The organism is Marinitoga sp. 1137 (assembly GCF_001941525.1).
GTDB classification, from domain to species: domain Bacteria; phylum Thermotogota; class Thermotogae; order Petrotogales; family Petrotogaceae; genus Marinitoga; species Marinitoga piezophila.
This window is the reverse complement of the sequence record NZ_CP009471.1, coordinates 2,174,326-2,194,812: the sequence shown is the minus strand read 5'-3', so window position 1 is coordinate 2,194,812 and position 20,487 is coordinate 2,174,326. Positions and strand designations below refer to the sequence as shown.

The 20,487-nt window shown below is 28.7% G+C and carries 14 protein-coding genes and 1 riboswitch; of the genes, 10 read left to right on the top strand and 4 right to left on the bottom strand.

Annotated elements, in window-relative coordinates; all coding sequences use genetic code 11:
• Nucleotides 1-57: 57 nt before the first annotated feature.
• Nucleotides 58-159: riboswitch (purine riboswitch) on the bottom strand.
• A gap of 8 nt (nt 160-167) precedes the next feature.
• A complete protein-coding gene (locus LN42_RS11080) occupies nt 168-1,877 on the bottom strand; it encodes an HD-GYP domain-containing protein (RefSeq protein ID WP_014297474.1) in 1,710 nt (569 codons plus the stop codon).
• A 225-nt stretch (nt 1,878-2,102) separates the two neighbouring features.
• Here LN42_RS11080 and LN42_RS10395 point away from each other — a divergent pair, with 225 nt between their 5' ends.
• From LN42_RS10395 to LN42_RS10360, 8 genes are all read left to right on the top strand, one after another.
• Complete coding sequence (locus LN42_RS10395; protein ID WP_014297473.1) at nt 2,103-3,197, top strand: CheR family methyltransferase; 1,095 nt, start codon at nt 2,103-2,105, stop codon at nt 3,195-3,197.
• A 10-nt stretch (nt 3,198-3,207) separates the two neighbouring features.
• Nucleotides 3,208-3,951 carry a hypothetical protein gene (locus LN42_RS10390; protein WP_014297472.1) on the top strand — a complete coding sequence of 248 codons (744 nt, stop codon included), beginning with the start codon at nt 3,208-3,210 and terminating at the stop codon, nt 3,949-3,951.
• A gap of 5 nt (nt 3,952-3,956) precedes the next feature.
• Nucleotides 3,957-5,714, top strand: coding sequence for a response regulator (locus LN42_RS10385; RefSeq protein ID WP_014297471.1), 1,758 nt, complete (start codon nt 3,957-3,959; stop codon nt 5,712-5,714).
• Nucleotides 5,715-6,260, top strand: coding sequence for a chemotaxis protein CheB (locus LN42_RS10380; protein WP_014297470.1), 546 nt, complete (start codon nt 5,715-5,717; stop codon nt 6,258-6,260).
• A 4-nt stretch (nt 6,261-6,264) separates the two neighbouring features.
• Nucleotides 6,265-7,665 (top strand): diguanylate cyclase, encoded by a 1,401-nt coding sequence (locus tag LN42_RS10375; protein WP_014297469.1) that lies wholly within the window; start codon nt 6,265-6,267, stop codon nt 7,663-7,665.
• Between the two features lie 2 nt (nt 7,666-7,667).
• A complete protein-coding gene (locus LN42_RS10370; RefSeq protein ID WP_014297468.1) occupies nt 7,668-8,957 on the top strand; it encodes a methyl-accepting chemotaxis protein in 1,290 nt (429 codons plus the stop codon).
• Between the two features lie 125 nt (nt 8,958-9,082).
• Complete coding sequence (locus tag LN42_RS10365) at nt 9,083-10,744, top strand: formate--tetrahydrofolate ligase (RefSeq protein WP_014297467.1); 1,662 nt, start codon at nt 9,083-9,085, stop codon at nt 10,742-10,744.
• Between the two features lie 18 nt (nt 10,745-10,762).
• The gene (locus tag LN42_RS10360; RefSeq protein ID WP_014297466.1) at nt 10,763-11,575 is read left to right on the top strand and encodes a bifunctional 5,10-methylenetetrahydrofolate dehydrogenase/5,10-methenyltetrahydrofolate cyclohydrolase; all 813 of its coding nucleotides are present in this window, start codon (nt 10,763-10,765) and stop codon (nt 11,573-11,575) included.
• Nucleotides 11,576-11,605: 30 nt separating this feature from the next.
• On the opposite strand, the gene LN42_RS10355 is transcribed toward LN42_RS10360, so the two are convergent.
• Nucleotides 11,606-12,871 (bottom strand): hypothetical protein, encoded by a 1,266-nt coding sequence (locus LN42_RS10355; RefSeq protein ID WP_014297465.1) that lies wholly within the window; start codon nt 12,869-12,871, stop codon nt 11,606-11,608.
• 1 nt (nt 12,872) lies between these two features.
• Nucleotides 12,873-16,010: a hypothetical protein gene (locus tag LN42_RS10350; protein ID WP_014297464.1), complete on the bottom strand. Its 3,138-nt coding sequence runs from the start codon at nt 16,008-16,010 to the stop codon at nt 12,873-12,875.
• A gap of 164 nt (nt 16,011-16,174) precedes the next feature.
• Between LN42_RS10350 and LN42_RS10345 the strand changes: the two genes are divergently transcribed.
• A complete protein-coding gene (locus tag LN42_RS10345) occupies nt 16,175-18,763 on the top strand; it encodes an ATP-binding protein (RefSeq protein WP_014297463.1) in 2,589 nt (862 codons plus the stop codon).
• Nucleotides 18,760-19,116 carry a response regulator gene (locus tag LN42_RS10340; RefSeq protein ID WP_014297462.1) on the top strand — a complete coding sequence of 119 codons (357 nt, stop codon included), beginning with the start codon at nt 18,760-18,762 and terminating at the stop codon, nt 19,114-19,116. Before LN42_RS10345 ends, LN42_RS10340 begins: the two co-directional genes overlap by 4 nt.
• A 29-nt stretch (nt 19,117-19,145) precedes the next feature.
• On the opposite strand, the gene glmM is transcribed toward LN42_RS10340, so the two are convergent.
• Nucleotides 19,146-20,462 (bottom strand): phosphoglucosamine mutase, encoded by a 1,317-nt coding sequence (glmM, locus tag LN42_RS10335; RefSeq protein WP_014297461.1) that lies wholly within the window; start codon nt 20,460-20,462, stop codon nt 19,146-19,148.
• Between the last annotated feature and the right edge of the window lie 25 nt (nt 20,463-20,487).

Genomic DNA, 20,487 nt, shown 5'->3' with positions numbered 1-20,487 from the left:
ATATTTTAATCATAAAAAACAAAAGCATCCCCCAGGAAGAGAGATGCTTTATTACAATTATATTATCTCTCTTCCTGTAGTCAGACAGTTTACGGCTGTCTGGTAGAGACTCCCGAGCCATATTCCCGGGATTATACAGGAAGAATCCTTGTTCACCTATTTACTTTTCATACCTTACCATTTTCTGTTTCGCCATGATCTTTTATATCATTATTTTTTTCCTTTTTAACTTCATATTTTTCCTGATATTCTTCAAAAATTTTATTAAATTCTTCATGATACTTTTTAAACACTTCTAATACCTCTGGATCAAATATAGAAGGTTTGGTTTTAAAATCACCGTTAACTATAATATTATAAGCTTCTTCATGAGAGTATCCAGCTTTATACGGTCTATCGCTTCTCAATGCATCATAAATATCAGCAAGCGCAACAATACGAGCTTCAATAGGAATCTCCTCTCCTTTTAACCCAAAAGGATATCCAGAACCATCATATTTTTCGTGATGATATAATGCTATATTTTTAGCCATCTGGAAATATTCATCATTTCCAAATATTTCTTCAGCATATAATGTATGTTTTTTCATTTCCTCGTATTCTTCAGCCGTCAGCCCTCCAGGTTTATTCAATATATCATGATTTATCATCAATTTACCAATATCGTGTAAAGGTGCGTATGTTTCAATATCATTTACAAATTTCGCATCAAAACCCATTTTTTCTGCTATTAACCGCGAATATTTTGCAACCCTATCAATATGAAAACCTGTTATTTCATCATATTTTTCAGCTATTGCAGAAAGATGCGAAGAAAATTTTCTATAAGAAACCCCAAGATCATTATATGCATCTTCCACCTGATTATATAAATCTTCAAGTTCTTTATTTGTAGCTTCTAATTCTTCTGTTGATGCACTAATTTCATCAAATAATTCTATCATTTCTTTTATAGCTAAAAATTCAACTTCTTTTAATTCTTCTAATTCAGTAAAATGGAATTTTTCTTTTTTTATTGGTTCCAGAATATTCACAAAATCATTTTCAGACAAAATCATAAAACTCTGTCTATCCATAATTCTTAATTCTTTTAAGAAACTTTCCATGCTCTTTATTATTTTATTAAATTCCTGTTCAAAGGTTTCCATAAGACTTAAATTTCTTTTTTTGAACCACAGATTCACATAAATCAATAATAATATAATTATCGAAATAAAAATATTGTATATAACATATTTTGTAATATCAATAGAGGTCACAAGAGTTATATTTTTCCATTTCTTCTTTAAGTTAAGATATATCCTGAAGTTATCAGTTGTAATAAAATTAAATTTATTAATATTCAAATCAGATAAAATCAATTCTCCTGATTCATCAATTATCGAAAAATAGTATGTTGAATTATGCAGTAAATTTAAAGCATTTAATTCACCTATTAAATATAAGGAATTATATTTACTTACAATATATATTTTCTCAGGTTCATTTGAAAATAGCTCAGTTTTTAAAATTAATGTATCCATATTCTTCATATTTTGCAGTTTAAAAAGAAGTATCTGATTAATATATTTATCTTCAAACAATTCATCTGGTAGCGTTTTTCTAACCTTTCCTGTTTGTTCAACAGCATAAAATCTTTTAATGTTAATGTCTTTAAGCAACTTTTCATCATCAATAATACTAATATACTTTAAATGATAAAAATAATGATTCATAACATCTGAAAAAGCGTCATAATTATTCTGCGAGTAATTAGAAAGATTGCTATATGACATATAAAACGAAAAAGTCCAGATTAATATAATAATTGCGAAAAATACAACATTCTGGATAATAGATTTTTTAATATAACTATGCAAGATATCTCCAAACTTCATTCTTGAGCCCCTTTGATTTTTATATTAATATATCATTGATATATTAATTCAGTGTAAATTATAACAAAATCCCCCGCAAAAAAAATTACGGCATGGAAACAAAAAATTTAAATCTGTTCCAAAAATAGAAAATATTTTCTTTTTTATCTATTTGCAAAAATAATTTATTATTTTTAATATTCTTGGTATAATAGAAGTGGAGATGAATTTTTAGAGGGGGATAATATGATTGATACTAAATTAAAACATATAATAAATAAATATAGCTTAAGTTTTGATGAAAAAAAATTTCAAAATGTAAAAAAAATTATTCAATATTTAGGAGAATTGGACGAAGAAATACTGGAAAATATAATTCTTGAAAATTATACCATTGGAGAATCCTATTTTTTCAGAGATGAAAATCTATGGAATATATTAAAAAGAAAAATCCAGACAAAAAATAATTGGGATATTTTAAGCCTTGGTTGTTCAAGGGGAGAAGAGGTTTATACAATGTCTTTTATATTAAATGATTCTGGAATAAATTATTCCATAAAAGGTGTTGATTTATCTTATGAACGCATCCAACAGGCAATAAAAGGGGAATACAAATTCTGGAGTGTTAGATTTCTTAAAAAGGATTTAATTGAAAAATATTTTGAAAAAAAAGATAACTTTTTTTATGTAAAAAATAATTATAAAAGGGATATATCCTTTATGCAAAGAAATATAATATTGGAAGCAAAGGATAATTCGAAAACATATGACATTATATTTATTCGTCGAGTTTTAATATATTTTGAAGAATATCAAATTAGCAAAATTTTAAATGATTTAAAGTTACTATTAAAAAAAGATGGTTATTTAATTCTGGGTAAAGGGGAATTTTATCCAGAATTGTTGGAATTATTTGAACCGGAATTTTATGATGATATTGTTCTGTGGAAAAATTCAAAAAATAAAATATTAAAAAAGAATACTAAAACTTCGCTATTTAAAAATAAAATCAACTTAAAATATCCGGAAAAAAAGAATTTACAACCTTCAAAAAATAATATTGAAAAAAACATTTTAAAAGACAAAATATTAAAAACATATACTCATGTTACTTTAGAAGAAGAGCTTGAAATAATTGAAGAAATGCTTAATAAAGAAAATTTCATTATGGCCTATGAAAGAATCTCACATGCTATTGAAAAATATCCTTTAAATTATCTTTTATGGAAATACAAAGGTTTTGTAGAATTAAGGCTTGGAAAAAATTTTAAAGATTCAATATCAAAAGCTATATATTTAAATCCTGACGATCCAGAATTATGGCATTTAAAAAATAGTTGAGGTGTTATAGATGGAATATTATATATGTGAAATAAAGGATATTGAAAACAGAACACGAAAAATAGCTATCGAAAATAATATCATAGGGATTTCAACATCTTTTATCCCTGAGGATACAGGAAAACAGTTTATAGGTTTTTCAGAATTTAACGGGAATTTATACCCTGTTGTAACCCTTCCGCTGGAAGAAAAGCTCGTTTTAAAAATCTTTCTAATATATGAAAAAATGGCTTTTGGCGTAACCTCAATAATAAAAAAAACAAAAATCGACAAAGTGCACATTATTTCTGAAAAAATGCTTGAATTATTCCCTGAAATGAAAATATATTCCGGATATTTTGAAGACGAAGGGGAAGATATACTTGTATTTAATATTGAAAATGCATTAAAACAGGATATGCCAGACGTAATAGTAAAAAACAGAAAAATTAAAAGAGGGACACATCAAAAATTATTACAGGATTTCTTTATTATAGATGGCAAATATGCTGTTGAAAGATACAAAATACTTAATATTTCCGGTATTGAAAAATTTGCCCCTTTTTCATTTAAAGAATTTGACGGATTTGTTGAATATAAAAATGAAATTTTCCCTGTATTGAAAACTGACGAAGAATTTAAATGGCTCGTTATAAAAAAAGGTTTTAGCCTTTTATGTAAAAATATCCAGACAACAAATGGTGAAGTTATATCAGATGAAAAGAATAAAAAGTACTTAAAAGTTGGCAAAAATATATATGAAATTCTGGAGTGATATAAATGGAAATGGATTTTTCTCAGATATATTTTGATGAAATGGAAGAACGATTAAACGAAGCTATTGAATTATTGAAAAAATATCTTGAAACTCATGATCCCATTATAATAAAGGATTTACATAGAATCTTTCATACACTAAAAGGTTCTGCTGGGCTGGTGGGATTAAATAATATACAGAGCTTTATGCATGTTCTCGAAAGTGAATTTAAAAAACGTTTAGACAATGAATTGGAAGAAGATTTTGTTGCCAGGATAATGAAGATTTCAGCTGAGATTGTAAATAAAAAAAAGGATTTAACTCCAGATGAAGTTAAATATTTTTCTTCAATTCTTGAGGGTAAAGAAGATATTGATAGTTCATCTGGAAGAGTTTCCATTGACTCAGTTCACATAGATTACTTTGAAAAAATCTTCGAAGAAATACTTAAAGCAGAAAATCTATTAATTCAGGGAAATAAAAATAGCGCTTTAAAAAATTTAAAACAACTTAGAAAATCCATACAAAAAATTATAGAAGATTCGAAGTTCATTTCTTTAAACAAAGTACTTGAAGATTTTGAAAATCTTGTTTATCAGGAAGCAGTTTTTAATAAAAAGAAAGTCCGTTTAGAACTTTTTGTGGAAGATGAAAAAATAGGAAAAAAAGACGCAAAATTTTTAAGAAATATTCTTGTACATCTTGTAAAAAACGCAATTGCACATGGCATTGAATTACCCGAGGAAAGAATTAAAAATAATAAAAAAGAATACGGAAAAATAACCATAAAAAGCTATTCAAAAGGCGAATTTTTATATATAGAGGTCACAGATGATGGTAAAGGTATAGATATAGAAAAAGTCAAAGAAAAAGCAAAAGAAAAAGGAATTACTTATGAAGATCCATACGAAATAATTTTTGAATCTGGATTTTCAACAAAAGAAACTGCTGATTTGTCTTCTGGAAGAGGTGTTGGTCTTGATTCTGTAAAAGCTTTTGTAGAATCAAGAGAAGGATTTATAAAGGTAAAAAGCACTCCTCAAAAAGGAACAACATTTATAGTTTCATTTAAAACAGAATTAACTTCAAAAAAAGTTTTAATTGTAAAAAGGCAACATGAAATCTTTGCAATTTTTTCAAATGAAATCCAGGAAGTCCTTAAAGATGCCGAAATTATTAATGACGAAAAAATAAATTACAAAGGAAAAATTATGGATTTAATAGACTTTAAAGAAGGTGATTTTAAATTTATAATCGCCGGAAGAAATAAAGCTATTGCTGTAGATGAAATAATAGGTTATTTTGAAACATTTGTACTACCATATGAAAAAGATTACATTGTTGGGTTTGCCAAAAATATATTTTCTTATCCCGTTCCAATAATTTCAATTGAAGAAGTAAACATCAATAAAAAACGCATTTCAAACAAAGAAAAAACTATTCTTGTTTTAGACGACTCCACATTAACCAGATTTGTTATTTCAAAACTAATAAGAAACGCTGGATTCAGAGTAATTGAAGCAAAATCAGGGGAAGAAGCAATAGAGAAAAAAGGATATGATGCCGCAATATTAGATGTTGAACTTCCTGGAATTTCAGGTTATGAAGTTGCCAGAATATTGAGAAATAGAAATAAAGATTTACCAATTATTATGTTAAGTACAAAAGACTCACCAGAAGATATCAAAAAAGGTCTTGATTTAGGAATAAATGCATATCTATCAAAAAGCGATGATCCAGAAAAAATCGTAATATTATTAAAAAAATTTCTGGAGGTGTAAATTATAAAAAAAATTGTAATAGGTGCATCTGCAGGCGGACCAAATACATTAAAAAAGATATTTGATATAAAAGAAGAATTAAAAATACCTGTTGTACTTGCAATGCATAATCTTTCAAGTCAGGTGGAAAACTTTAAGGACTTTATTGAAGATTTCACCAAACAAAAAGTATATATTATAAATAACATAACCTCCTTAAATGCTGGAATATACATTCCAGAAGGCGGGAAAGACATTATTTTTGTAAATGAAAATACAATTTCCGCAGTTGATTCACAGGATATCATTGCACCTTCAATAAACCATCTATTCAAGAGTTGCGAAAGCTTTGTAAATGATGACTTTTATTTTATACTCCTTGGTGGATTGGGGCAGGATGGAACAAATGGCTTAAAAGTATTGGAAAAGAAAAATGCAAATATATATATTCAAAAGCGTGCGAAATTTCCATATATGACAAATGCCGCAATGAGAAGTCTCAAAAGATACAACAAATTAGATATAGAGGGTATTAAAAATCTTATTTTAAAAATAAACAGGGGTTGATTGTATGAAAAAAGTACTGGTTCTTGACGATAGTATTTCATGGCGTATTTTCTTAAAAAAAAGTCTGGAACAATATGGGTATGATGTTGAAGTAGCTGAAAATGGACTTGAAGGAATTAATAAATTTTTTGATTTTCTTCCTGATATTATAATTTCGGATTATGTAATGCCGCAAATGAACGGAGTTCATCTTTGTAGATTTATAAGAAGCTATGCTGCATTTTCCAATGTTGGAATTATAATTCTAACAGGAGCAAATGAATCAATTAATGAATTTTGGGCAAAAAAAAGCGGCGCAAACATGTTCTTAAGAAAAGACGCTGACCCAGAAGAACTTATGAATAAAATCAAAGAGTTCATTGAAGATGGGAATTATTCAATTGAGTGGACAAGAGAATTTCATAAATTTAGAATGGAACCGTTTAGAGAGTTAGTTGATATTCTTGAAGAATCCTTAAAAATGGAAGTAATAAAATCATCGATATTAAATTTAGTAGAAAAAATGGACGATGAAGAACATATAATGAGAGAGATTTATTTAATTCTTGAAGAATTTTTTAATTTTGAAAATGCCTTTTTTATGCTAATTTCTACAAGTTTTGGAAGAATGTATTCCTTTTCAAAAGATAAAAACTACTCATGCAGTGTTTTAAAAGATTTTCTATTTTCGAATTTTAAAAAACCTACCACACCATCTGAATGGATAATAAAAGGAATGTATGATGATGCCGTTTCAAAAGTGCCTGACAATTATTCAGTTTTTAACATTGAATACAACAAAATAGAACAGGGATTAATTCTCTTTGAAAATGTAAAAAATGAACATAATATGGTATATGTTATGAATATGATATCAGAAACGCTTGGTATATTATTCAAAACATTAAACAATTTCTATGATTACAAAACAGCAGCTGAAAATGATGGTTTAACAGGATTACTCAACAAAAAGAACATACTTGACAAATTAAAAGAATTTCTCATTACATTTAGAAGAAAGAATTATCCACTATCAATAGCAATGATCGACATTGATGATTTCAAAAAAATAAATGACACTTATGGGCATGTAACAGGAGATAAAGTTCTCAAAAATATTGCAACAATAATAAATTCAGAAATGAGGGAAAATGATTTTGCCGGTAGATTTGGCGGAGAAGAATTTTTAATACTAATGCCGGGAACCTCCTGCATCGAAGCCAAAAAAGCTCTGGAACGTATATTAGAATCTGTAAGAAATTATAATTGGAAAGATTTAGGTATAAATCTTCCTGTTACATTTAGTGCAGGTGTTGCCTGTAACTATCAAAATAAAAGTGCAACAATATTTATCAATACTGCCGATAAATTATTATACAGAGCCAAGAAAAAGGGTAAAAACAGAATAATTATTGAGGAGGAATAAATATGAAACTTGAACTAAAGTATTCTTTAGCCATTTTAGGGATTTTCGCCATATTCTTTGTTGCTTTTTTCATAATTAGCTGGGATTTATTCTCAAACAACTTAAGAACAGAAATTCTGGATTCGTTTTTGTATTCATTGAAAATTGAAAGATATTCAATAAAAGACATTTCAAAAATTACAGAAGATTATTTTATAGAAGAATTCACAAAAGAAAACTCCGGATATTATTATGTAATAGATGAAAAAGGATATGCAATACTACATACCGACCCGACAAAAGTAGGAATTCATATTGTCAAAGACGCAAAACTTGATGATTTATGGAAATATATGAGAGAAAATGATGCAGGAACATATGAATATATCTTTGAAGGTGAAAAAAGATATGTATCCTTTGTAAAAATCACCTCAGAAGGAAAAACATATTATCTTGCCCATGCAATAACATATGGCGAATTATTTGCTGACTTAATAAAAACCAGATATTATATACTAAACATATTTATAATCTTCATGGTAATATTCTTTATTATTTCATATTATCTTGGAAAATGGCTAACACTGGCAATAAAAAAACAGGTAAAGAGTATAGAAGAATTCTCTGCAAATGTTGCTTCATTTATAGCTGAAAACAGTGCAGCTGCAGCTGAAATGGAATCTGTTACTAAAAACACGCAAAAAAATATAAATGAACTTGACGAATTAATTCAAAACTTTGCATCTGCAATAGAAGAAGGAAGAAGCGAATTAAATTCTATTTTGAACAATGTAAAATCATTCTTCCTGAATATTCAGGACATGACTCAAATGACAATGAAAATAGCAGATTTCATAAATAATCTTTCAGATTTAAACTATAAAATCAAAGATATATCAGAAACAGTTTCAATACTTTCAATAAACTCATCAATCGAAACAAGTAAAGAAGAAATAGACAGAGAGGGTATTTCGAGAATCGCTGATATGATAAACGAACTTGCATATGACGCTAAAAAAACATCAAGAGAATCAGAAAAAGTTTTAAAAAACATTGAGAGCAGCATAACCTCAAGCGTATTGCTTTCAGAAAAAACATTAAAAGAATTATCAAACGTTGAAAATTCCTTAGATTCTATTGATCAGGTTGTCGAAAGCTTTGTAAACAACATCGATACATTATCTTCTTTCTCAAATTCAACAAAAACATTAATAAAAGGTGTTCTTGATGGAATAAAACAAACATTTGAAGCACTCGAAGAAATAAAAAATAACATTGATGAACTTGTTAATATGGCTAAAAAAATCGAATGAAGTGGATTTCCACTTCATTCTTTTTTTTAAATAAAAAACCGATAAAAATTATCTTTTTTAAAAAATTATGGTATAATAATATTAGAATGTGAAAAATTCACAAACTAACAGAAGGAGGCGGGAATATGTTAAGTGATATTGAAATCGCAAGAAAAGCAAAATTAAAAAAAATAACTGAAATTGCTAAAGACATCAATATTAAAGAGGATTATGTTCATCAATGTGGAAATTATATTGCAAAAATTTCTCATCACTACTTAAGGGAATTAAAAGACAAAAAAGATGGAAAATTAATACTTGTTACAGCAATTAACCCAACACCTGCCGGTGAAGGGAAAACCACAACAAGTATTGGATTATCAATGGCTATAAACAAATTAGGAAAAAAGTCAATAGTAACCTTAAGAGAACCTTCATTAGGGCCTGTAATGGGAGTAAAAGGCGGTGCAGCAGGTGGAGGATATTCTCAGGTATTACCTATGGAAGATATAAATTTACATTTTACAGGAGACATCCATGCAGTAACAACTGCTCATAATCTTGTTTCTGCTGTAATTGACGCTCATATAAAATATGGAAACGATCTCGATATAGATGAAACAAGAGTATTCTGGAAAAGAGCAATGGACATGAACGATAGAGCTTTAAGGCAAATAGTTATAGCCCTTGGCGGCCATGCAAACGGAAATCCAAGAGAAGACGGATTTATAATCACTGCAGCATCAGAAATAATGGCTGTATTATGTCTTGCTGAAGATATACCAGATTTAAAAAGAAGACTTCAAAATATTGTAGTTGCAAGAACAAGAAAAGGAAAACCTGTAACAATTGGCGATTTAAAAATTGAAGGTGCTTTGGCTGCGGTATTAAAAAATGCTATAGATCCAAACCTTGTTCAAACAATTGAAAATACGCCTGCATTTATTCATGGAGGTCCATTTGCAAATATTGCACACGGAACCAATTCATTAATAGCAACAAAAATGGCTTTAAAATTAACTGATTACGTTGTTACAGAAAGTGGTTTTGGAGCAGATTTAGGTGCAGAAAAATTCCTTGACTTTGTATCTCCAACCGCAGGATTTAAACCAGACGTTATTGTTTTAGTTGCTACAGTAAGAGCATTAAAATACAACGGAGGAACAAAGGATTTCGAACAGGAAAATATGGAAGCATTAAGAAACGGAATAGAAAATCTAAGAGTTCATATAGAAAACTTAAGAAAATTTGGTATTCCTGTTGTTGTTGCATTAAACAGATTCAGCACAGATACTGATAAAGAACTGGAATTTGTTATAAAATTCGTAGAAAATCTTGGAGTGAAAATCGCATTAAATGAAGCATTTGCAAAAGGTTCTGAAGGTGCCCTTGATTTAGCAAAAAAAGTTTTAGAAGAGTCAGAAAAAGAAAGCGAATTAAAACCTATATATAACTGGCATGACCCACTTGAAGTAAAAATCATGAAACTTGCAAAAGAAATATACAGAGCTTCACATGTAGATTATGAAATGGCAGCAAGAAATAAAATTAAATTCTTCAAAAAATATGGATATGATCATTTACCTGTTATAGTCGCAAAAACACAATATTCAATTTCAGATGACCCTAAAAAACTCGGAGCTCCTTCAAATTACAACTTTACAATCCGTGATTTTGAACTCTCAGCTGGAGCAGGATTTATCGTTGCACTTGCTGGAGAAATTATGAGAATGCCCGGATTACCAAAAGTCTCAAATGCAGTAAATCTTGATGTTGACGCAGATGGAAACATAACAGGATTATTCTAATAAAAGAGGTGATTAATTATGATAATAGATATTGAACCTCTTGCTGAATCCATAAGAAATAAAATATCTGAATTTACAAAAAATCATGAAGTAACTCTGGCAAGTATTTCATGTAATCCAGATCCTGCAACAAAAGCTTATTTAAAATCACAAAAACGTCTATCAAAAAAATTCCGTATTAATTACATATCAATTGAAACAAAAAATAAAGAGGAAATGATTAAATCTTTAAAAAATCTTTCTCAGGATAATAATATTGATGGTATATTTATTGCGCAACCTTTACCATTTGATATTAAGGAAATTATAGAATATCTCAATCCTCAAAAAGATGTGGAAGGAATACACCCATATAATCTTGGTAATTTAATATATGGCAATGCTTATTTCAAACCATGTACCGCTGACTCTGTTGTAAGGATAATAAATCATTTTACCAATCCTGATGGTAAAAAAATCACAGTAATAGGACGTAGTGTAATAGTTGGAACACCAGTTTCCATTATGTTGTCTGGTCATGAAAACAACGCCACTGTTTCTATATGCCATAGTCATACAAAAAATATTGAAGAATACACAAAAAAATCTGATATCATAGTTTCCGCAGTGGGAAAACCGGCATTTATAACAAAAGACCTGGTAAACGAAAAAAGCGTTGTAATAGATGTTGGAATAAATGTTGTTAATGATGAGATCGTTGGAGATGTTGATAAAAACTTATATGATTATATTTACGTTACCGAAGTGCCTGGTGGTGTTGGCGAAATAACCTCCTTAATACTCTTAGAAAATACAATAAAAGCTTATAAATTAAAAAGAAGAGATAGCTAAAAAGCTATCTCTTCTTTTTAATTAAACCCATTAAATTCCAGCTGCTACATTAACTTTAACTGTAAACCCTTCAAACTTCCACATTCCACCAAAAGTATCTGAAGCTGATCCTATTGTAAAATTAACATCTGCAAGATGAATATTTAGCCCAAATCCTGTATTTAACGACCATACATTCTGATTCTTGCTTATATCCATCCAGAATGGAATTATCCAGAGATTTCCATCAATTGAAACTCCATAATCAAGTCCTTTTCCCATATAATACTGAAAATGTGGTGTAAAATCAAATAACATATGCGTTGTAAAGAAATAACTAATGCTCATAGGCATATCTTCTGGTGAATTTGGATATTCCATAACCAATGCATCTTCATCCTCTTTAAGCATTGTACTTCCTTCTTCTGTTTCTATATTCATATTTTCTATTGTTATAGAAGATGTTGAAGAAAGGGTATATGCATAATCTGCCTGAGCTGGTTTTAAAACAATATCATTTATTGCTATTCCCCATTTTGCCTTTCTATTATAACCATTAACATATCCTATACTCATTTTAAATCCTGCGCTTTCACTCTTAAATGTTTCCATTAAATCCTCATTTAAATCTGGGCCATAATAATCTTCAGAATCTCCTAATAGTGAAGATAAAGATTGCAAAGAACTATTTACATTTCCAACAACAGCATAATCTATCTTCATAATTCCCTTATCTGCATCTGCAGTCTGCGAAAAATCTATACTGCTTCTCATAATCATAACTGGATAAAATTTAGATAACATTATTCCGTATGAATAATTCTTATTACCAAATGAATAATAATTACTTGACTGAGCTATAATATCAACATTAAATATTCCATCTTTACCTTCTAAATCCTTAAATTCTCCATCCTCAACATTTCCCTCTGCAAGAAATTCCACTATTGCATTTGGAATAGACACATCTATATTTCCATCAATTGAATATTCTTTGGCATATGAAAAAGACCATAAATGCAACTTTAAATACAATCCTGTATCAAGATCAAGGGTTATAGGCAATGGATTTCCATCTAAATTATCATATATTTCATTTAAATCTATAACTATCTCTTCTTTAAACAAATCACCCATGGAAATAACAGGATTTGCCAAATCAAGATTTGCGTTTACTCCTATATCTATAAAGTTTCTCGTGCCAAAATCCAATAAAGCTGGATTAAATTTATAATTCCATGGTTTATTTATATTGGGATTTGCAAACAATGAAATGGAAAATATAAAAATCAAAAGTAATATATATAATTTCTTCATATTATTCACCACCTTCCATAAGGTCCATATCTACATCTGTTTTTACTTCTAACCATATTTTTATATCTACTTTTCCATTATCAAGAAAACTCTGTAAATCACCTGGATTAATTTGAACTTTCGTATCGAGATAATACGGAATTGTATTCATAATAGTTTTTATATCTTCCGATTTAATTTCAATAACATCTTCATGAGAACCGTCCTTTAATGTAAATGTTTTTTTCATTAGCTGTTTATCAAATTTATTTCTTCCTATTAAAATAACTTCCGGTGAAAGACCTGATGTATTATTATATTTTATATGTATCTTAATTGATCCATCATCTCCTAATATAGAATTAATTAAAGTATCATCGCTTTCAGAATTTTCATCTCTGCCCAAAACATCATTTTCGCCTTTTATTTCCAAAAGTGTTAATGGCTCATTTCCTAAAATAGTAAAACTCAAAGGTACTGTCATATCAATTTTAAATGAGAATTTAAAATTATTCAGAGATGTAATATTTGCAGTAATATCATTTGATTTCATTGACATTACAACATCTTTTCCTTTTAAAACTTCCAGCAAGAAATCAGTAATATCTTTTTCTATATTAGTTTTATCCAATACAACATCAACTGATTTAACCTTTTTAACATTATCAACTGTGTATGTTGCTGTTAAGGTTATTTTATTATTTGCACTAACCAGATCCTGAGGAATATTTCCAAGTATCTTTGCTGAAAAACCATCTAATTCTATATCATTTAATGTGAGTGTAGTCTCTTCAGAAATTGGAATTTCAAAATTCAAAGGATTATCCTCTGTAATTATATTTGTATTAATTGGTTTTACACTTGCATTAAGATTATAATCAAGGGAAACTGTTGCTTCAAGTGTATATTTAGATCCCATTTCCAAATAATCATCTTCATTTGAAATATCTATTGTAAGAACTTCGCCATCGTAATTTTGCGGCGATGCTTCAAAGGTAAAGTTTAATCCGTTATCAAGATTTACTTCTCCACTAAAATTAATAACTTTACTTGATTCACCACTAATTACAAATTGATCGTTAACATTTAATTCAGGAATAGCTATTTTTGAATTAATATCAACTGGTAATTTATTATCCCATTCAATTAAAATTGTTGATGGATCCGTAAAGGTTATGGAATTTAAAACCTCTTTTAATCCTGCAAAATCTACAAATTGAGACTCTGAAATATCCATACTATCAGATGATTTTATTTCCACATGTTTTATTTTTGGTTCTTTTAATTCTACGTTTGCAGTAATGTTATCTCCAAGAGATATACCTGCATCTGACTCAATAGCAATTGAAGTAATGTTTATTTCGGCACTTGGTGCTCCTAATTCCAGATCTGTCATATCTATCGTTGCAGATCCTTCTGATGTAAGTTGAAGAGGTGTGCTATTAGTCTGATATATTAAATTACCACTAATACCTGTAAATTTAGCATTTAATAATGTTATTTCTATTGTACCAGAACCAAAAATAACGCTTTTAATATCCTCTGGAATTGGGATATCCTGTTTTATTTCTTTATTTACTGTTACTCTGGAAATTTTTGGCTCTGAAAAGTTTACCTCTGCATTTAATGTGTCTGAATTGCCTGAATCAAAATCAAGTGAAATTTTATCGATTAAAACTGTTGCATCAACTGATAAATTTCCAGACATGGTAATACCTGCTAAATTTAAAGTTGCTTCTCCAGTGTCTTCCACATTAAAATATACTTTATCTGTTGTTCCATCTCCTTTGTTGTATTCAAAGGAGGCTACTATAGAAGCAATCTTTGTATCAGTAATTTTCAATTCAAAACTTCCACTCATAAATGTAACAGATTCTATTTCATCTGGCAAATCCATAGTTTGTGTATTTTCAACCTCAAAGCCTTCTATTGAATTAATTGTTATATCTGGAGTAATTGTAAATGTTGGCGAATCTTCAAAATTTACATTGGCTTTTTGACCTGATTCATTTGTATATGTTGAATCTACTGTAAATTTAAAAACTCCATTTGCATCATATGGTATAGAAACATTATCAAAATTAAGAGGTCCATTTTCTGAAACATCTTTATGCGCAATTAAAATTTCCTTTGTATCATTTGAATATGAATATACTATTGTTGCTTCATATTCTGTTGAAATATTTTGCCATGTTGAAGGGAATTGAATTCCAACGTCAAAGCTACCGCTTATTGTAACTGTGGAAAATTTTGTACTTCCAAAACCGGGATTAATTTCCTGGGTTATTGATTTTCCAGTTTCAAACTCAATACCTTCTGCTGCTTTGATTTTAGTGTCTGGAGAAAAACCATTTAAAGTTACATCTAAAGTTTTAGTACCATCGTCATTTCCATCACCATAGGTTACACTAAGAGTAAGAGTTATACTTGAAGTAAGCATTTTATCAGTTAAGTCTATATCTATCTCCTGATCAGTTGTATTTGCAGCTACCTGAACCGATCCTGTTCTGAGTTTTGTTCCATCGCTATTTTCAACTATAATTTCTATTGTTGCATCAGTAGTAATTGAATTATTTGTAGCATGAAATACCAGATTACCCTGAGAAAAATAAAGCTTCGAAAATGTATCTGAAGTTAATGTAGTATTTGCTTCTCTACTTTCATTAGAAACCACCGGAACATATAACGTAGTTGATGGCAATGATACACCTTCTGGAATAGAAATAGCTCCAATATTTGCCTGGGTAGATTCAGGAGTTGAACCAAGATCGGGAAGATTCATAGTAATTGATTGAGGATCAAAATCCATGGAAGGAACTTCAATATTTATTGGATCTATATCATCAATAGAAGGAATGGAGATTTCCTGTATTATTGAAGTACTGAAAGAATCTATTTCTTTAAACGATTCTCCTCCATCTACAACCAATCCAGTTGCATAACGTATTGCCTTTGTTCCATCTACAGTAATTATTTCAGCACCTGGAAGAACGGATTTTATTCCATCTTCAATACCAACTGTAAAATCACTAACTGCTATACTTGTAGCCGAAACTGGAACACCTAAATCCGGTTTGGCTTTTACTTTTACATTTTGCACACATGACGCTAATAGTACCAGCATTAAAATCATAATTCCAATGATAATACTCTTTTTCATAAAATCACCTCTCTTTAAAATTTCTTTTTTTATATTATATCACATTTTCATTAAGTGTTCGCTTTATAACTTTAGACTTATTATATTTTACTAAGTTCTTAATATAGCCATATTTTATGGTATAATATTATATACAGATATAATATAGTAGTTAGGGGGATAATATGTTAAAAAAATATTCCTTATTTTTCTTTTTGTTTTTATTATTTTTCACTTCAGCTTTCTCATATATTAAGTTATATGATGGCTGGGAATATAAATGGGAATCCGAAAAAGAATGGCACAAATATGAAAATCCCGGTATCCCCATTGAAAATAAGGGCGAAGAACTTTTGCTTCGTTATAAGCTTCCAGATGTGACCTTCGAGGAACCTGCTATTTATATACGCGGAATCCTGAATTTTTTTACCCTTTATATTGGTGATAAGGTAATATATAGCAATATTTCTGAAGAAAGTTATTTTAGCCCTAAAAGCATTTTTAAAATCCCTGATAACTTCCAGAACAAATATCTTCTTTTAAAGATAACTTCTAAAAAAAGGGATGTTGGTTTTTTCGGAGAATTTTTACTTGGCAACGAAAAAGAATTATTAACTCATCAAATAGTTTATGAATCGGATAGATTGATTTTAATAGCATTTAATATCTTTATTGGATTTTTGGCTTTTATTTTTGCCATTTATTTCTGGACAATGAATAAAAGCTTAAATGAAGGAAAATTATTTTTATATCTTGGAATCTTTTCTATTTCTCTTTCAACATTTATTATGGGACAAAATCAAACCTTTAAATACTTTTATGATAATCCTGTTTTCTGGGCATATTTAATGGATATTGGAAAGTATTTATCTCCAATTGGCATTCTGGGATTTTTTTATAATATATTTGACTATTCATCAAAAAAATATATTCGAATTCTCATAAAGGCTCATCTTATTATTTTTGCAGGAATTACATTAATTCAGATTTTTACAGGAATAGAACCAAATTATTATGTAAAATATGTATTATTGCTATATTTATTGATGATTATTGATATAATGCTGATGATGTACTATATGTATATTGGAATTTCCAGATTTAAAGATAGAAAAGCTTATATTTTTTCTTTTTCAATTGTTACTGTTTCTATTTTTACCATTTATGAAATTTTAGGGGATTTTAGAATAATAAAATGGGAAAGGCCTTTAATACAGTGGTCCATTTTTATATTAATAAATTCAATGATTATTATGTCCTTGAAAAATATAAAGGATTTAAACCTTGAACTTTCTGTAAAAAACAAAATTCTTGAAATATGGAACGAAGAACTTGACAAAGAAGTATCAAAACGCACAAAAGAGATTAAGATGTTACTTGATAATTCTGGTGAAGGATTTCTGGCTTTTGACGAGAATTTTATAATTGATGATACATATAGTAAAGAGTGCCTTAAGATTTTTGATGGAGATATAGGAAAGAAAAATATTCTGGATTTATTGTTTTCTGAAGATAAGGATTTTGTAAAACGTATTTTTGAAGATATTTTTGCTGAAAATGATTCTTTAAGAAAAGAAGTTTATTTTTCATTTCTTCCTGAAGAAATATTATTTAAAGAAAAGTATTATAATCTAAGATTTAAAGAAATAGATTTTGATGATAAGAAAAAGATAATGCTTGTATTAAAAGATATTACAAACGAAAAAGCACTTGAACAGGCAATTCAAACAGAACGAGAAAATTTAAATAAAATTATAACTGTTATTCAAAATTACGATGCTTTTATGTATAACTTAAAGGATTTCAAATATTTTATATCACATGGTTATATTGAGATTTTTGAATCTAAAGATTCAAAAAATGAAAAGAATTTTGAAATACACAGAGCCATTCATACATATAAAGGAGTTTTTGCTCAATTTTATCTAACTCAAATCTCATATACTCTTCATTTAATCGAAAATGAGATTATAAAGGCTATTGAAAAGAAAACATTTTCTCAAAAATACTTTGAAAAACTATTATTTGAAAAATTCAACATTTATGAAAAGTTATCCTCTGAATTAGATATTTTGAAAGAGGCTCTGGGTGAGGAATTTTTAAATGACGAGGAAAAACTTAAAATACCAAAAAGCAAGATTATAGAATTAGAAAATAAAGTATTAAAATACTTTGAAAATGAAAAGGCTAAAAAAATATTAAAGGATATACGAAAATTAAGATACAAAAAAATCGATGATTTATTAAAACCTTATTTGCAATATTCTAAAGAATTAGCAACTCGCTTAGGTAAAGTTATAAACTATCCTCAAATTATACAGGATGAAGATGTATATATCGATCCGGATAAGTATTTTGAATTTATAAAATCACTTGTTCATGTTTTTAGAAATATTATAGATCATGGTATTGAAATACCCGAATTACGTATTGAAAAAGGGAAAACTGAATATGGAAATATTACAATACGTATTTTTAAAGAAGACGGACTATTGAAAATTGATATTGAAGATGATGGAAGCGGTATTGACAAAAACCAATTAATTGCTGTTGCCAATCGAAAAAATATCCCCTATGACAAAGAGAAAATTTTTGATATAATATTCCATGAAGGTTTTTCTACAAAGGTTGAAGTTACTGAAATCTCTGGAAGAGGTATTGGGTTAAATGTTGTAAAAAAAGAGGTTGAAAAACTCAACGGAAAGGTATATGTCGAAAGTGAAATAGACAAAGGAACAATATTCCATTTTGAAATACCGGAGGAAGATATATGAGAATACTTATTGTAGATGATGCACCATTTATAAGAAATCAATTAAAAATGATATTAGAACCTTTAAACTTTGAAATTATAGAAGCTTCTGATGGTGAAGAAGCTGTTGAAAAATATAAGCAATTCAGGCCAAATATAGTTACAATGGATATTACAATGCCTAAAGAAAACGGTTTAAAGGCTCTACAAAATATTTTAGCTTTTGATCCAAAAGCTAAAGTAATTATGGTGACCTCTTTGGGGCATAGAACAAGAGTTTTAGAAGCTATTGAAAAAGGTGCAAAATATTATATTGTAAAACCTTTTTCTCCAGATAAGGTTAGAGATGCAATTTTAAAGGTATTAAATTCGTAAGCCCCGAATTATCGGGGCTTACGTTTATTTTAATATTTTTCTATTTCTTCTATCATGGCATATAATTCATTAACAACATCATGCACTAATTTTTTATCTTCACCTTCAGCCATTATCCTAATTTTATGTTCTGTTCCAGATGGTCTTACTACAAGTCTGAAATTATCAAGTTTTGAAAATTTCTCTATTGCTTCTATTAAGTTTTTATTCCTCATAACAGCTTTCTTATCTTTCACAGAAACATTTTTTAATAATTGAGGATATTCTGGAATATCTTTAATAAGTTCATCGATATTTTTGTTATAATGAAGCATTGTTTCCAGAGTTTCAAGCGCTGTTATTATCCCATCTCCTGTTGTAGCTTTATCGAGGAAAATAATATGTCCCGATTGTTCCCCACCAAGATTCGCCTTTGAAGCCAACATTTCTTCCAATACATATTTATCCCCAACTGCTGTTCTCATTAATGAAATATCATGTTTTTCAAGAAACTTTTCTAAACCTAAATTACTCATTATTGTTGCAACAACGAGATTACCTGATAATCTTCCTTTTTCTTTTAATTTTAAAGCATTTATTGCCATTAATTTATCTCCATCAATTAATTTACCATTTTTATCAATGAATAAACATCTGTCACCATCACCATCAAATAATATTCCAAGATCATATTCTTTTTCTTTTACTATTCCTGCAAGAACTTCTGGATGCGTAGAACCACATTTTTCATTGATATTTAAACCGTCAGGTTCATTAAAATACAAATCATAATCAATATTAAATGCACCAAAAATCTTATCTATTACCGCACCTGTTGCACCATTTCCAACATCAACAGCAATTTTATAATTTAAATTATTTATTTCAAATAAAGATACTATATATCCTGTATATTTGTCCTTTAAATGCGATGACGTCATCTTCCCTATTTCGCCATATGGAACATAGTCAGGATGTTTTTCAAGAATAATATTTTCTATATCCACTTCATCTTCATCTGATATTTTAAATCCTTCTGCAAGAACCTTTATTCCATTATAATTTGCAGGATTATGTGACGCTGAAATCATAACTCCCAGACTTTTCTCGCTTTTGGTTAAATATGCCAAAGCCGGTGTTGTTATAACACCACAAAATTCAACATTTAAACCGGCAGATAATGCTCCAGCGGCTAAAGCTGCTTCAAACATTTCTCCTGAATTTCGTGTATCTCTTCCAATTAATAATTTTTCATATTTACCTGCATACATTCTTCCCAATGCATTTCCCACTTTATATGTTAAATCTACAGTTAACTCTTCATTTACCAAACCTCTAATACCATCAGTTCCAAATAATCTTTTCATAATCCACCTCCACATAATTTATATA